Here is a 14,310-nt window from a genome sequence, read left to right as displayed (position 1 = left end):
CCGGCGTTTTACCTCAGTTCCCCGCCCCGTTTGCCGCCGGACAGCCCCAGCGGGAGTCACCCATGCGACGGCTGGACCGTGGCGCAGTACGCGACCAACTGGTCGAGTTCGGCCGACTTGTCGAAGAAGGCATCGGCGCCCAGTTGCTGCGAGCGCTGGCGCATGTCGGCGGTGGCGTAGTTGCTGAGCACCACCACCTTCTGGTGCGGCGACCGGTGGCGGCAGGCATGGATCACGGCCAGGCCGTTGCCGCGCTGCAGGAACAGGTCGACGATGGCCAGGTCCCAGTCGCGCTGGTGATGGCTCAGCCAGTCGAGCGCTTCGTCGGCGGTGCTGGCCGAGGCCACCACGTGCGCATCCGCCACGTCCTCGAGAAAGCCGACGAGGTTCTCGCGGATCACGGGGCTGTCCTCGACCAGATAGGCATGGAGCGTCATGGTGAGTGTCCCGAATCCGAAGCTTGGCTGTGCATGACGCCATCTTCCGGGCTGCCCGCACGGGCGCGGTGAGCCGGACAGGCCAATGGCTGTAGGCCATCGGCCAGCGGCGCTGTCGGCGTGCGCCGCCCCGCTGCCTCAGGCCGCGACTGGCAAGCGGCCGGGGGCCATGCCCAGGCGCGCCGGCGAGACGTACTGCTCGCGGTAGATCTCGAAGGGCATGGTGTCGGCCGCCTCGATGCGCTTCTGCGCCTGGATCGACTCGGCCGTCATCTGCTCGAAGCCGGCCTGCTGCGCGGCCGTGAACGGCAGCGCGAGCAGCGCGGCGCGGGTCTGCTCCGACTGGGCGCGCACGAAGCCGATGAACGAGTTGCCGTGCTGCTGCTCGACGGCCGCGAGCACGCGGGCCGACGGCAGGCTGTCGGGGTTCTCGAGGCCGGCCCTGGCGGCGCGCACCGCGTCGACGTGCTGCGTGCCGCCTTGCGCCGCGTCGAGCGCGGCGGCAATGGGCATGCATTGTTCGACCAGCTCCAGGCCCCAGTCGGTGAGCCCGACCTCGCGCCCGTCGCGGCGCAGCTTCAGGCCCGGCTCACGGCCGCGCGCGGCCGTGAGGTGCTGGTTCTGCGCCAATTCGGCAATCTCTTGCGGGGTGTCGTCGGGGCTGTCGTTCAGCAGGCAGTGCAGCAGGAACACGTCGATGAAGCGCATGGTCTGCGCGTTGATGCCGACGGTCTCGAAGGGGTCGAGGTCCATCAGGCGCACTTCGACATATTCGACGCCGCGCTCGCGCAGCGCATGCAGCGGGCGCTCGCCGGGGTGAATCACGCGCTTGGGGCGGATGGTGCCGTAGAACTCGTTCTCGATCTGCAGCAGGCTGGTGCCCAGCTGGTTGTAGTCGCCGCCGAGGTTGCGGATGCCGATGGCCTCGTAGGCCGGCCAGGGGCGCGTGAGTGCGTCCTGCAGCGAGGCGCCGTAGCCCTCCAGGCTGTTGTAGCTCACGGCCAGCGACGCCTGGGCCTCGCTCTGGTAGCCCAGGGGGCCCATGCGCAACGAGGTGCCGTGCGGCATGTACATGCTGCCGTCGCCCAGCGGCTGCAGCTCGTGCGGGCGGCCCGCGACAAAGCTCGAACACAGGGCCGGCGAGGCGCCGAACAAGTACAGCAGCAGAAAGGCCTGGCGGCGGAAATTGCGTATCAGCGCGAAGTACTCTTCGCTCGACACATCCGGCAACGACCAGTTGTAGTGAATGCCCGAAATGGTCTGCATGCGGCGGCCATAGCGGTGGCTCAGGCCCATGCGGTACACGCTCTTGGCGCGGCCCACGTTCGACGAGCCATAGCGGCCGATCGGAATCGTCTCGTCGGTCGGCAGGCCGCAGGGCATGCTCGACACCCACAGGCGCTCGTCGCCGAGCTGGTCGAGCACGCGGTAGGTGAACTGGTGCACCCGCGTGAGCTCTTCAATGGCCGACTCCACGCCCGCGTGCACGCCCGTGATGAGTTCGAGCTGCGACTCGCTGAAGTCGGTCGTGATGTGCGGATGCGTGAGCGCCGAGCCCAGCGCCAGCGGATGCGGCGTGAGGGCCAGCTTGCCGTCGGGCAACGCGCGCAGGCTTTCCTTCTCGATGCCGCGACGCATGCCCTTCAATCGCGCGGCCGGGAGCGCCCCCAGCCTCTCCTGCAATCTGTTGCTCATGTTCTTATGACCCATCAATCTTCTGTGGGGCTGGAAGGTAGCACGGGCGGACTGGCACTGCTGAAGCAGGGAATCCCGCATCCGGCTATGCTGTTTTTTGCTACTCTTTTCATAGCTTCCCTCTCAAATACCACGCGCATTCCAGTGCGGAACGGGGGTCAAACCTCAGGCCTTGGCGCGGCCCGCCGACAGGTCGATCTCTTCCGACTGGTAGACATGGATCGACGGCACGCCATCGGCCATGGCCGCGAGCGCCTTGGCGAAAGCACGCGACGCATCGACGCGAAAGTGCGCCTGCAACGCCGCCATGTCGCTCCAGCGCTCCACGAAGGTGAGCTGCAGCGGGTCTTGCACGTCGGTCGTGACTTCATGCGAAATGCAGCCGGGCTCGGCGCGCGAGCGCAGCACGTGCTCCACGCTGATGGCCAGCATCGCCTGCAGGGTGTCGGCCTTGGCCAGCGCGTGTCCGATGACGAGGATCATGGCGGTCTCCTTCTGTGTCTCTGTCTGTCTCGTGGGTTGCCGCAGCGGCCCGCTTGTGCGTCAGCGCAGCACGCGCAGCAAAAAGGCGTTCAGGTCGGCCACTTCTTCCATGCAGACCGAATGCGCCATCGCGTACTCGTGCCATTCGACGGTGTAGCCCAGGGCGGTGAGCGCGTCGCGCGATTGCGTGGCGCGTGCCAGCGGCACCATCGGGTCTTGCCGGCCGTGGCCGAGGAACACCGGCGTGTCGTGGTTGGCGGCATGGCGCTCGGCAGCGGTGCTGGCCGCCAGCGGCAGCCAGCCCGACAGGCCGACGATGCCGCCCAGGCGCTCGGTATGGCGCAGGCCGGTCAGCAGCGCCATGGCGCAGCCCTGCGAAAAGCCGGCCACCACGATGCGGCTGGCGGCGATGCCGCGGGCCTTTTCATTCGCGATCACGGCCTCGATGGTGGCTTGCGAGCGGCGCAGGCCGGCGGCGTCTTCCTGCACATTGAAATCGGCCCCGGCAATGTCGAACCACGCCGGCATCTGGTAGCCGTTGTTCAGCGTGACCGGAATCACCGGCGCATTGGGGAACACGAAGCGCACCGGGCCCACGGCCGACAGGTCGAGTTCGCCGGCGATCGGCACGAAGTCGTTGCCGTCGGCACCCAGGCCGTGCATCAGGACCACCGTGGCGGTGGGGTTCGGGGCGGTTTCGATTTCGATGGGGGGACGGGACATGGTCAACGAAGGTATTCAGGAATGCGAATGCCCAGACCTTAGCGCATTCGGGCGACCCGGGCCGCGGCGAAACGGCCGGTTGGCTGACTTGCACCTCGCAACATCCGGGCCCCGGCTGTCCTTGCCGTCGCAAGGGGGCGCCGGATGCAACACAATGGCGTTTCGCATGAAGACCCCCACCCCGCCCCTGAAAACCTCGCCGCCCCGCCCCGCCTTCGACAGCGAGGCGCTGCTGCGCGGCAGCGGGCTGCGCGTGACGCGCGCCGCCCAGACCGTGCTCGAGCTGCTCGAACACGGCTCGCAGCCGCTGACCCACGAGGAAGTGGCCGGCGCCTACACCGCCGCCACGGGCGAGCCGCCCGACCGCGTCACGCTCTACCGCGTGCTCGACCGGCTGGTCGAGGCCGGCCTGTGCGACCGCCGCGTGGCCGCCGACCGCGTCAACCGCTTCGCACGGCACGTCGACACCGCCTCGGGCAACACCTTCGAATGCGACCAGTGCCACAAGGTGCTGGCGCTGCCCTCCGACCCCGAACTGCCCAAGGTGATGGGCCGACTCGGCAAGGCGCTGCGCAAGCAGGGCATCGACACGCGACACACCGCGCTCACGCTGCACGGCATGTGCGGCGACTGCGCCCGCTAGCGTCATCGCGCTGCGCGTGTACGTCTCCCGGCACCACCGCCAGCCCGACCTCGGCGCGAGCCACGCGCTGATCGACGCGCACCCGCTGGGCGCCTGGGTCGTGAGCGGCGCCGACGGGCTGGTCGCCAACCACCTGCCCTTTCTGCTCGACCGGTCGCGCGGTGCGTTCGGCACGCTGCTCGGCCACGTGTCGCGCGCGAACCCGGTGTGGCGCCAGCTCGATGCATCGGCCCCGTCGGTCGTGATGTTCCAGGGGCCGCAGGCCTACATCACGCCCGGCTGGTACCCGGGCAAGGCCGAACACGGCCAGGTGGTGCCGACCTGGAACTACGCCGTCGCGCATGCGCACGGCATCGCGCGCGCCATCGACGACGAGGCCTGGCTGCTCGACCTGCTCGCGCGGCTGACCGCAGCGAACGAGGTCGGCCAGCCCGTGCCCTGGCAGACCACCGACGCGCCCGAGGCCTTCATCCGCAAGATGGCGCGGGCCGTGGTGGGCATCGAGATCCCCATCGACCGCCTCGAAGGCAAGCTCAAGGCCAGCCAGGACGAGGCCCTGCAGGACCGTCAAGGCACGGTGCAGGGGCTGACCGCCTTCGGCAGCGAGAACGCATCGGCCATGGCGCGGCTGGTGCAGCAGGCGATGCAGTCCGGCAGCGCCGACGACTGAATCGCCCGCGCCCCTACGCGTTCCACGACGGAAACGGATCGGGCAGGTTCTGCCACCACGAAGGGCCGAAGCGCATCTCGTTGGGCGTGAGCAGGCAGGCATCGAGCCGCGCGCGCAGCGCCGCTTCGTCCATGCCGATGCCGATCAGCACCAGCTCCTGGCGCGCATCGCCGGTGGCGTCGTCCCAGTTCTTGCGGATGAGTTCGAGCCCGTCGGGGTCGGTCGGCCAGTGTTCGCGCGGCACGGCCGCCCACCACAAGCCCGCCACGCCATAGCGGCAGGCACCGCCGGCCTGCGACCACGAACCCGCACGGGTCGGGCGGCTCGCGAGCCAGAAGAAGCCCTTGGAGCGCACCACGCCCTCCCACTCGCTCTGCACCAGGTCCCAGAAGCGCTTCGGATGGAACGGCAGGCGCGACCGGTACACGAAGCTGCGGATGCCGTAGGCCTCGCTCTCGGGCACATGCTCGCCGCGCAGCTCGGCCAGCCAGCCGGGCGCCTGCTCGGCCTGCTCGAAATCGAACAGGCCCGTGTCGAGCACGCGGTCGAGCGCGACGCGGCCGAACTCCGATTCCTCGATGCGCGCACGCGGGTTGAGGCTGCGCAAGATCGCCATCAGCCGCTCGCGTTCTTCGGCCGTCACGAGGTCGGTCTTGTTGACCACGAGCACGTCGCAGAACTCGATCTGCTCGATCAGCAGGTCGACCACCGTGCGCGTGTCTTCGTCGCCGAGCGACTGGCCGCGCTGGCCCAGGCTGTCGGACGAGCCGTAGTCGCGCAGGAAGTTGAAGGCATCGACCACCGTGACCATGGTGTCCAGCCGCGCCACGTCGGCCAGGCTCTGGCCGTCCTCGCCCGCGAAGGTGAAGGTCTCGGCCACGGGCAGCGGCTCGGAGATGCCGGTCGACTCGATCACGAGCTGGTCGAAGCGCCCCTCCTTCGCGAGCCGCTTCACCTCGATCAGCAGGTCTTCGCGCAGCGTGCAGCAGATGCAGCCGTTGCTCATCTCGATCAGCTTCTCGTCGGTGCGCGACAGCGCGGCACCGCCTTCGCGCACCAGCGCAGCGTCGATGTTGACCTCGCTCATGTCGTTGACGATCACCGCCACGCGGCGGCCCTCGCGGTTGTGCAGGATGTGGTTGAGCAGCGTGGTCTTGCCGGCGCCCAGGAAGCCGGACAGCACGGTGACGGGAAGGCGATCGGCCATGAGGGACTCGTTCTTCAAATGCAATGGAGTTGCATTATATGGATTGTCGCAACTTGGTTGCGTTTATATCGCCACACACATCCCGACCGCACACTCGCCTTACCATCCGACGCATGACCGACTTTTCCGCCTTCGTCGCCCCGCCGCCCTCCGACGCGCCGCACGCCGCCGTCGTCGAGGCCGCGTCGGCCTGCCTCGACCGCTTCACGGCCGCCTTCAACGCCTCGGACACGCGCGGCATGGACGCCGAGCTGCACTTTCCGCACACGATGCTCTCGGGCGCACGGCGGCTCGACTGGCCCGTGCCCGGCCAGCACCCGGCCGATTTCTTCGACACGCTCAAGGCCGGTGGCTGGGCCTCCACGCAGTACGAGAAAAAGGAGCCGGTGCTCGTGAGCCATGACAAGGTGCACTTCGTCGTGCACTACACGCGGCGCGATGCGGCCGGCACGGTGCTCAGCACGCACGCCAACCTCTGGATCGTCGTGCAGGCCGAAGGGCGCTGGGGCATCGCCCTGCGCTCGTACTGATCTCAAAGAAAACAAGGACCGTCTCCCATGTCCCTTTCTGCACTGCAACTCGTCTGGCCCTCGCCCGAGCACCTTCCCGGCTACATCGCTGCACTGGAACGCGGCTGGTCGCCCAACAACCTGCGGGCCGAAGCCGGCCGCGAAGAGCTGGCGCTGATCCGCACCGACCCCGACGGCTTTCTCGCCGGCCTCGTCGACCGCGAGGCCAAGGGCCCGCCCATCGCGCTGCCCACCGGCGGCACCGTGCCCCGGTTGCCGGGCTACCGACGCTGGCTGTGGGACGGCGAGTTCTGCGGCAGCATCCAGCTGCGCTGGCAGCCGGGCACCAACGCCCTGCCTTCGTACTGCCTCGGCCACATCGGCTACGGCGTGGTGCCGTGGAAAAGCGGCCGGGGCTATGCCACCGCCGCGCTGCGCGCGCTGCTGCCCGATGCGCGCGCCATCGGCCTGGACCACGTCGAGATCACGACCAGCCCCGACAACCTCGCCTCGCAGCGCGTGATCCGCGCCAACGGCGGCGTGCTGATCGAGGAGTTCATCACCGAGCCCGGGCTCGGCGGCGCGCCCGAGCTGCGCTTTCGCATCGACGTGCGCGAACTGTCGTAGCTCGGCCTACATCTCGAACGGCTCGACCTGCCGCCCGTCGATGTCGGTGAAGCCGTAAGCACGCGCGAGGTCGCCCACGCGCAGCACCTGGCCGGTCTTGTCGAGCACCTGCGCATCGCCCGCCAGCGCGGCCACGGCGCGGCCCAGGTAGCGTGGCGATTCGGTGCGTGCCAGCGCGGGGCGTTCCTGCCAGTGCGCCTCGTCGGTCTTGTGGCCCGCGAGCACGAACTCCGTGCGCATCCAGCCCGGCGACACGGCCACCGAGGCCACGCCGTGCGGCTGCAGCTCCTGCGCGATGCCGAAGGCCAGCCGCGTCATCGCCGCCTTGGCGAGGTCGTAGAACAGGTTGCCGCGCAGGTAGTGGCCGCGGTCCCAGAAGGTGGTGGTGACGATCAGGCCCTGCTTGCGCGCCACCATGCCCGGCGCGGCGCAGCGGCTGGCCACGAGGTGGTTGCGCACGCCGCGGTCGAACATCGAATCCCAGTTGGACAGCGGGTGTTCCCAGAACGGCGCCTCGAAGACACCCGTGAAGGTTTCGTGGCCGCCCCAGGCGTTGTTCACGAGCAGGTCGAGCCGGCCCTGCTCGCGTTCGACGCGCGCGAACAGCGCGGCCACCTCGTCTTCCTGCGTGTGGTCGCAGACCACGGCGATGCCGCGCCCGCCGAGCCGCGCGACCTCGTCGGCGGTGTCGTCGATGGTGCCGGGCAAGGCGGCCAGCTCGGACAGTGCGAGCAGCTGCCCGTAGCTGTCGGCCGGCCGCGCGCGGGTGCTGCGCCCCGTCACGTACACGGTGGCGCCGGCCGCGCCCAGTTCCTGCGCGATGCCGCGGCCCGCGCCGCGGCTGGCGCCGGTCACCACCGCCACGCGGCCCGCCAGCGGGCGATGCGCGGCGTCAGGGGTGGAGTGGTTTGTCGTCATGTGTCATTGCTCCTTCGTTCGGTGAGGGTCCTTGGGCAGGACAAGCCGCCACGATAGGCCGGCCTCAGCGCGCCGTCTTGGAAGAAACCGAAACCCTGCGCCCGAGGAACTCGGTGGGCGTCACGCCGCACAGGGCGCGGAACTCGTTGACGAGGTGCGACTGGTCGTAGAACCCGTGGTCCAGCGCCATGTCGGCCCAGGCCGGCGCGCTGTGCAAGCGCAGCGCGCGCAGGCACGCATGCAGCCGCGCGAGCCGGCCCCAAGCGCGCGGCGACAGCCCGACGTGCGCATGAAAGAGCTGCTGCAGCCGGCGCTCGCCCACGCCGACCGCCTGCGCCACCTCGCGCAATGCCTGGCGTCCGTCGGCAGCGGCGATGAGCCGCGCGGCATGCATGGCGACGGCCGGTGGCGTGCCGTCGCCGGTTTTCTTCAGGCGCTTCATCAGGGCTTGCTGCAGCAGGTCGGCGCGTGCGACATCGCAGCGCGCTTCGGCCATGCGCGCGAGCAGCGTCGTGCCCTCGCCGCCCCAGAGTTCGTCGAGGTGCACCGCGCGGCCCGCGATCTCGCCGGCCGGCACACCGAGCAACGCGGCTGCCGCGCCGGGGCGCAGCGCCACCGACAGGCCTTCGACCGTGTCGCGCATCCGCACCACGGCCGGCGCGGCGAAGGCGCCGATGGCCTCGACCGCCTGCCCCGGCGCGTCGTCGGCCGAGGGCGCGTCACCGAAATTGAAGACCAGCCGGATCGCGCCGTCGGGCAGCACGCGCTCGCGCATCTCGAGGCCGGGCGCGAAGGTCTCGCGGTACATCAGCAGGTGCGAGACATGCGACTGCAGGGCCGGCGCGATCGGCAGCACATGCAGCGTGTCGTCGGGCACACCCGATTCCGGCCCGTGCAGCGGGTCGTCGTGGAGCCGGAGGAAAAGACGTTCGCCCATGGCGGTCGATTGTGAGGAAAAACCCGCCGCCGCGCGAGCCGGCCCGATGGTTCGACAATCGGCCGGCTCCCCCTGTTCATCTTTCGTTCGCATGCCCGACTCCGCCCTCCCCCTGCTCTATTCGTTCCGCCGCTGTCCCTATGCGATGCGGGCCCGGCTCGCGCTGGTGGCGAGCGGGCAGCACTGCGAGTTGCGCGAGATCGAGCTGAAGCGCAAGCCCGCCGAGATGCTCGCGGCCTCGCCCAAGGGCACGGTCCCCGTGCTGGTGCTCGACGGTGGCGCGACGGTGCTGGAACAGAGCCTGGGCGTGATGCTGTGGGCGCTGCGCCGCCACGATCCGCTGCGCTGGCTGACCCCGGAGCGCGGCACGCTCGATGACCTGCTCGCGCTGGTGGCGACATGCGACAACGACTTCAAGCCGCTGCTCGACCGCTACAAGTACCCGGCGCGTTACCCCGCATCGGAAGGCTCGGCACGCGACGACGGCGCGCGCTTCCTGCAAGGGCTCGAATACAGGTTAGTGATGTCGGCGCAGCTGGCCGGCGCGCACGCCACGCTGGCCGATGCGGCACTCATGCCCTTCGTTCGGCAGTTCGCAATGGTCGACAAAGTCTGGTTCGACGCGCAGCCCTGGCCGCGTCTGCAAGGCTGGCTGTCGAACTGGATCGCGTCGGAGCTGTTCGCGCGCGCCATGCACAAGTACGCACCCTGGCAGGCGGGCGAACCGGGCGTGGACTTTCCGCCCGCCTGATCAGTACACGTCGCGTCGGTAGCGGCCTTCGGCGATGAGCGCGTCCATGCCGCTCTCGCCCAGCACCTCGGTGAGCGCCGCATCCACGCCCGGCGCCATGCCTTCGAGGCTGCCGCACACGAAGACGATCGCGCCCTCTTCGTCCACCCACTGCTTCAGCGCTTCGGCGGCCTCGCGCAGGCGGTCCTGCACGTACACGCGCTGCGCCTGGTCGCGCGAGTAGACGAAGTCGGCACGCGCCACGAGGCCGCCGGCCTGCCATGCCGCGACCTCGTCCGCGCCGAAGCCGTCGTGCGCGGCGTGCCGTTCGCCGAACACCAGCCAGTTGCGGCCGTGCCCGCGGCGTGCGCGCTCGCGCAGCAGCGCGCGCAGACCCGCGAAGCCCGAGCCGTTGCCGATGAAGACGCAGGGCCGCGCATCGTCGGGCAGCGCGAAGCCCGGGTTGGCGACGAGGCGCAGCGCGAGTTCCGCGCCCATCGGTGCGCCGACCGTGAGCCAGCCCGAGGCCACGCCCAGGCCGTTGTCGTGTCGTGCCTGCCGCACCAGCAGCTGGACGGCGCCGTCAGAAGGAATCGACGCGACCGAGTAGCTGCGCGGCGCGGGCGCCGGGGCGCCGTCGTCGTGCATCTGGCGCGGCACGATCTCGACCAGCGCACCGGGCGTCCAGTTCATCGCTTCGCTGCCTTCGGCGCGCCGCAGCTCGATCTCGAACAGCGGATCGCCCTGGCTGCCCGCATTGAGCAGGCGCCGGCCGTCGAGCCGCCAGGCCTCGAAAGCCGGCGCGGTCGACGCAGGCCACGGCGCATCACGCACTCCGAAGGTCTCGCGCAGCGCGTCGTGCCACCGTGCGAGCGCCACCGGGTCTTCGCCGTCCACCTCAATCATCGGGAACAGCGGTTGCGCGCCCTGGTTGTGCAGATCGTGGTCGAGCTTGCGGCCGAAACCGCAAAAGGTCGCGTAATTGCTGTCGCCGAGTGCGAGCAGGCCGTATCGCAGGTGGCGCAGACCCGGGCCGCTCTGCCGCGCGAACGCGCGGGCAAAGGCGCGCGCGCTGTCGGGCGGATCGCCCTCGCCGAAGCTGCTCGCCACCCACAGCACCTGCCGGTAATGCAGCAGCGCATCGGCACTCAGTGCGGACACGGGCCGCACCACCGCCGCAACACCGGCGGCTTGCAGCGCACCGGCCGTCTGCAGCGCGAGGCGCTCGGCATGGCCGGTCTGGCTCGCGAAGGCGACCAGCACCTGCCCCGCATCACCCGAAGTCGTGGGCACGGCGACCGCATCGAGCCGCGCACGCTCGGCACGCACGGCCTTCGCGGTGCGGCGGCGGCCGAGGTACATCATCCAGCCGCTGATCGCGAAGAGCGCAAGCCCCAGACTCGTGAGCATCATCACAATGCGCCCCGGCAAGCCCCAGTAGGTGCCCATGTGCAGCGGATAGATGCTGTTCACGAAGCGGCCCGCGAGCGGCTTGTCGGCGTAGCGTTCGTGGCGCAGCGTCTCGCCGGTCGCCGCGTGCAGGTACAGGCGGTTGCGCGCGCGCTCGTGCTCGGGGTTCGTGCGCAGGTAGTTGGCCTCGAGCTGCGCCCCGTTGCGCGCCGGCAGCCGCAGCGTGACCTGGGTCCAGTCACCGCCCGTGGTGTCGACGAAGGCTTGCCAGACGCGCGCCAGGTCGAGCGTCACCGGGGCATCGGCCGGTGCGCGTTCGACACGCATCACGCGGGCTTCACCGGCCGCGCCGTCGACCACCTTGCGCAGCGCGTCGAAAGCCCAGTACATGCCGGTGGTGGTCGACACCACGTACGCCAGCAGCGCGATGGTGCCGACCACGGCGTGCAGGTTCCACAGGAAGGCCCGACCGCGCAGCGCGAAGTCGATGCGCAGCCACTGGCGCCACGCGAAGGGGCGGCGCGGCCAGCGCAGGTACAGGCCCGACAGCGCGAGCAGCAGCAACAGGCCGGCCAGCGAGCCGGTGATGGGCTTGCCGTCGTCGCGCGGCAGCAGCAGCCAGCGGTGCAGCTCTTCCACGAACTCGAAGAAGTGCTCGCCCACGGGCTCGGGCAGCAGCGCGCCGGTGGCGGGATCGGCGAAGCGCGTCTCGCCGCGCCGTTCGCCGGGCGGCGGCGCAAAGCCGACGCGCGCAGGGCGCCCGGGCTCGGCGAACACGGTCAGCGTCGCGATGCGGCGCCCGGGCGAATCCGCCTGCAGCCGCGCGAGCAGCGCGGGTGGCGACAGCGGCGCGGCCGAGGCCGCCGGAATCGGGTTCAGCAGGTCGGTGATCTCGGCGCGGAACGACAACGTCGCGCCGCTCAGGCCGATGACGACCAGCACGCTGCCCGCCGTGATGCCGATGAACCAATGGATCTGGAACCAGACGCGACGCAGCAAAGCCATGAAAAACAGACAGCAGAAAGAAAGGGAAGCGAAAAACAGGAAGCCCCGCCGCAGCAGGGGCCTCACCCAAGGATTCAAAGATCGATCTTGACCAGGGCCTTGATCGTACGCGGCGTACCCACCGCCAGCCGCGTGCCGGCCGCCGACCAGTAGCGCTTGTCGCCCACGTTGTCGACGTTCAGCTGGAAGGTCGTGCGCTTGCCCATGAGCTGCGCCACATAGCGCGCGCCGAGGCCGAAGACCGTCGCGCCGCCGATGAAGCCCTGGTTCAGGTCGTCGATGGGGCGGCGCCCGGTGAAGTACGCGCCGCCGTTGACCGACAGCCCCGGCACCGCCGCGATGTCGTACGAGAGAAAGGCGCTCGCCGTGGTGCGCGCCGTGTTCTCGGGCCGCTTGCCGTCGTACTGCGCGTTGATGCGCCGGAACTCGGCGTCGAGCCACTGGCCCGAGAGCTGCCACGCCAGCGCGGGCGTGAGCCGGCCTTGCGCCGACACCTCGAAGCCGCGGTAGCGCTGGCGCCCGCTGGCCACGAAGGTGTTGGCGCTGTCGGTGTAGGCGCCGGGCCGTTCGATGTCGAACAGCGCGCCCGACAGCAGCGTGCCGCTGCCGGTCAGCCAGCGCAGGCCGACTTCCTTCTGCCGGCTCACGCCCGGCGGCATGCGCGTGTTCTGGTTGGCGGTGCCGGCCGGCGCCACCTCGCCCTCTTCCACGCCCTGCGAATACGACACGTAGGCCATGAGGTCGGGCGTGAATTTGTAGCTCAGCGCGGCCAGCGGCGTGGTCTTGCGCACGCTGTAGTCGAGGGCCGGCAGCGTGGCGCTCGCGCCCTGCCAGCTCTGGTAGCGCGTGTGGCGCAGGCCGGCCACCAGCTGCCACTGCGGCGAGAAGGTGATGCGGTCGAGCGCATACAGGCCCAGCTCCTCGCTGTCTTGCGCGCCCGAAGTGGGCCGCGACGGCATCGCGCTCAATGCCAGCGCGCCGATGGGCACGGGGTTGTAGAGGTTCTGCAGCGTGGTCGCGCCGCCGTAGTTGCGCTGGAAAACGGGCGCCTGCGTCTTGTCGCTGCGCGCCGCGCCGAGCGTCAGCTCGTGCTGTAGCGCGCCGGTGGCGAAGGTGCCGAACAGCTCGGTGCGCAGCAGGTCGGAGCGTTGCTCCAGGTGCTGCACGTTGCCCGTGAGGCGACCCAGGCCGGTGCGCACGTTGTAGTTGCTGAACTGCGCCAGGCGCCGGTCGCGCTCGGCCTCGGAATGGCCGGCCTCCACGCTGAGCGCCCAGTGGTCGCTCAAGGCATAGTCGGCGCGCAGTTGCGTGTTGGTGACCTCGGCCTCGAACACGGCCCAGGGCGGCGCGATCAGCTTGTGCGGATCGGGCAGCGCCGGCAGCGCGATGACGCCGTTGACGGCCGCGAGGCGCGCGATGCCGGCCTGCTCGGTGATGCGCTTGCGGTAGTGCTCAATGTCGGCCTTGAGCGTGAGCCGCCGGTTCACGCGCCAGTCGAGTGCGGCCGAGACGAATTTGCGGTCGCCGTCCACGCCGTCGATCGTCGAGCCCAACTGGCCGCCGGCCGCGTTGAGGCGCACGCCGAACTGGTCGTTCTCGCCGAACTGGCGGCCGATGTCGACCTGCCCCTGCAGCCCGCCCTGGTTGTCAACACTCATGCCGAGCGAGGTGACGGGCGTGCGCCCCGCGCGCTTGGTGACGAAGTTGATGACCCCGGCCGGCGTGGTGAAACCGTAGTACAGCGCCGACGCACCCTTGAGCACTTCGACGCGCTCCTTGTTCTCCATCGGAATCTCGGACACGTTGGGGATCGCGAGCGCACCGTTGAGGCGGTAGTTGGTGCGGTTCTCCACTGCGATGCCGCGGATCACGAGCTGGTCGAAGGTGTCGCCGCCGTTCTGCTGGCGCGTCACGCCGGCCGTGTTGCGCAGCACGTCGTACACGCCCGTGGCGCCCTGCAGCTCGATGACCTCGCGCGTCACGGTGTTGACCGTGGCCGGCACGTCCATGACCGACGCCCCCCGGAACGTGCCCGCCTCGACTGTCTCGGCCAGGAAGCCGTTGGCGCGCGAGGCCTCGACGTTGACGGTGCTCAACTCACTCGCTTCGCCTGCGGACGCAGGCACCGATTGCGCGTGCGCTGCCTGCACGGCGGCGAGCGCGAGGCTCACACAAACTCTCTTCATTCAACAAATCCCTTGGGTGTTCTGGCGGCGCGCTTTCCGGCGGCCTGGTGACGCTTCTGGTGTACGGAAGCGGGAGGGATTATGGATGAGAGGGATTCTCATTTGACAACAGTTGCCGGCCCCTGCCGAT

Annotated in this window: 14 protein-coding genes; 5 read left to right on the top strand and 9 right to left on the bottom strand. The window is 69.9% G+C overall.

Annotated features, from left to right (window positions below; translation table 11 throughout):
• Positions 1-56: 56 nt before the first annotated feature.
• The 4 genes from CY658_RS07595 to CY658_RS07580 all read right to left on the bottom strand — a co-directional run bounded on the left by CY658_RS07595 (position 57) and on the right by CY658_RS07580 (position 3,338).
• Positions 57-437, bottom strand: coding sequence for a response regulator transcription factor (locus tag CY658_RS07595; RefSeq protein ID WP_101489547.1), 381 nt, complete (start codon positions 435-437; stop codon positions 57-59).
• A gap of 138 nt (positions 438-575) precedes the next feature.
• A complete protein-coding gene (gene gshA, locus CY658_RS07590; protein WP_101489546.1) occupies positions 576-2,132 on the bottom strand; it encodes a glutamate--cysteine ligase in 1,557 nt (518 codons plus the stop codon).
• A 165-nt stretch (positions 2,133-2,297) separates the two neighbouring features.
• A complete protein-coding gene (locus CY658_RS07585) occupies positions 2,298-2,615 on the bottom strand; it encodes a putative quinol monooxygenase (protein ID WP_101489545.1) in 318 nt (105 codons plus the stop codon).
• Between the two features lie 60 nt (positions 2,616-2,675).
• The gene (locus tag CY658_RS07580; RefSeq protein ID WP_101490274.1) at positions 2,676-3,338 is read right to left on the bottom strand and encodes an alpha/beta hydrolase; all 663 of its coding nucleotides are present in this window, start codon (positions 3,336-3,338) and stop codon (positions 2,676-2,678) included.
• A gap of 166 nt (positions 3,339-3,504) precedes the next feature.
• On the opposite strand from CY658_RS07580, the gene CY658_RS07575 reads away from it, so the two are divergent.
• Complete coding sequence (locus CY658_RS07575; protein WP_099797137.1) at positions 3,505-3,981, top strand: Fur family transcriptional regulator; 477 nt, start codon at positions 3,505-3,507, stop codon at positions 3,979-3,981.
• A 16-nt stretch (positions 3,982-3,997) separates the two neighbouring features.
• Positions 3,998-4,651, top strand: coding sequence for an FMN-binding negative transcriptional regulator (locus tag CY658_RS07570; RefSeq protein ID WP_101489544.1), 654 nt, complete (start codon positions 3,998-4,000; stop codon positions 4,649-4,651).
• 13 nt (positions 4,652-4,664) lie between these two features.
• Here CY658_RS07570 and zigA read toward each other — a convergent pair whose 3' ends face one another.
• The gene (gene zigA / locus CY658_RS07565) at positions 4,665-5,858 is read right to left on the bottom strand and encodes a zinc metallochaperone GTPase ZigA (protein ID WP_101489543.1); all 1,194 of its coding nucleotides are present in this window, start codon (positions 5,856-5,858) and stop codon (positions 4,665-4,667) included.
• 113 nt (positions 5,859-5,971) lie between these two features.
• On the opposite strand from zigA, the gene CY658_RS07560 reads away from it, so the two are divergent.
• Positions 5,972-6,388: a hypothetical protein gene (locus CY658_RS07560; RefSeq protein WP_101489542.1), complete on the top strand. Its 417-nt coding sequence runs from the start codon at positions 5,972-5,974 to the stop codon at positions 6,386-6,388.
• Between the two features lie 27 nt (positions 6,389-6,415).
• Positions 6,416-6,994, top strand: a complete 579-nt coding sequence (locus tag CY658_RS07555; RefSeq protein ID WP_101489541.1) for a GNAT family N-acetyltransferase — start codon at positions 6,416-6,418, stop codon at positions 6,992-6,994.
• Positions 6,995-7,000: 6 nt separating this feature from the next.
• Here the strand turns inward: CY658_RS07555 and CY658_RS07550 are convergent, their stop codons facing one another.
• Positions 7,001-7,912: an SDR family oxidoreductase gene (locus tag CY658_RS07550; RefSeq protein WP_101489540.1), complete on the bottom strand. Its 912-nt coding sequence runs from the start codon at positions 7,910-7,912 to the stop codon at positions 7,001-7,003.
• A 64-nt stretch (positions 7,913-7,976) separates the two neighbouring features.
• Entirely contained in the window at positions 7,977-8,849 is an 873-nt protein-coding gene (locus CY658_RS07545) for a helix-turn-helix transcriptional regulator (RefSeq protein WP_101489539.1), read from the bottom strand.
• A gap of 91 nt (positions 8,850-8,940) precedes the next feature.
• On the opposite strand from CY658_RS07545, the gene CY658_RS07540 reads away from it, so the two are divergent.
• Positions 8,941-9,600 carry a glutathione S-transferase gene (locus CY658_RS07540; RefSeq protein WP_101489538.1) on the top strand — a complete coding sequence of 220 codons (660 nt, stop codon included), beginning with the start codon at positions 8,941-8,943 and terminating at the stop codon, positions 9,598-9,600.
• Here CY658_RS07540 and CY658_RS07535 read toward each other — a convergent pair whose 3' ends face one another.
• Positions 9,601-11,994 carry a PepSY domain-containing protein gene (locus CY658_RS07535; RefSeq protein WP_101489537.1) on the bottom strand — a complete coding sequence of 798 codons (2,394 nt, stop codon included), beginning with the start codon at positions 11,992-11,994 and terminating at the stop codon, positions 9,601-9,603.
• Between the two features lie 74 nt (positions 11,995-12,068).
• On the bottom strand, positions 12,069-14,180 hold the full coding sequence (locus tag CY658_RS07530) for a TonB-dependent siderophore receptor (RefSeq protein ID WP_101489536.1): 2,112 nt from the start codon (positions 14,178-14,180) through the stop codon (positions 12,069-12,071).
• Positions 14,181-14,310: the final 130 nt, after the last annotated feature.

It is taken from the genome of Variovorax sp. RO1 (assembly GCF_002849325.1).
GTDB lineage: Bacteria > Pseudomonadota > Gammaproteobacteria > Burkholderiales > Burkholderiaceae_C > Variovorax.
Note: the sequence above shows the minus strand (reverse complement) of the source record. Positions and strands in the feature narration are given on the sequence as shown.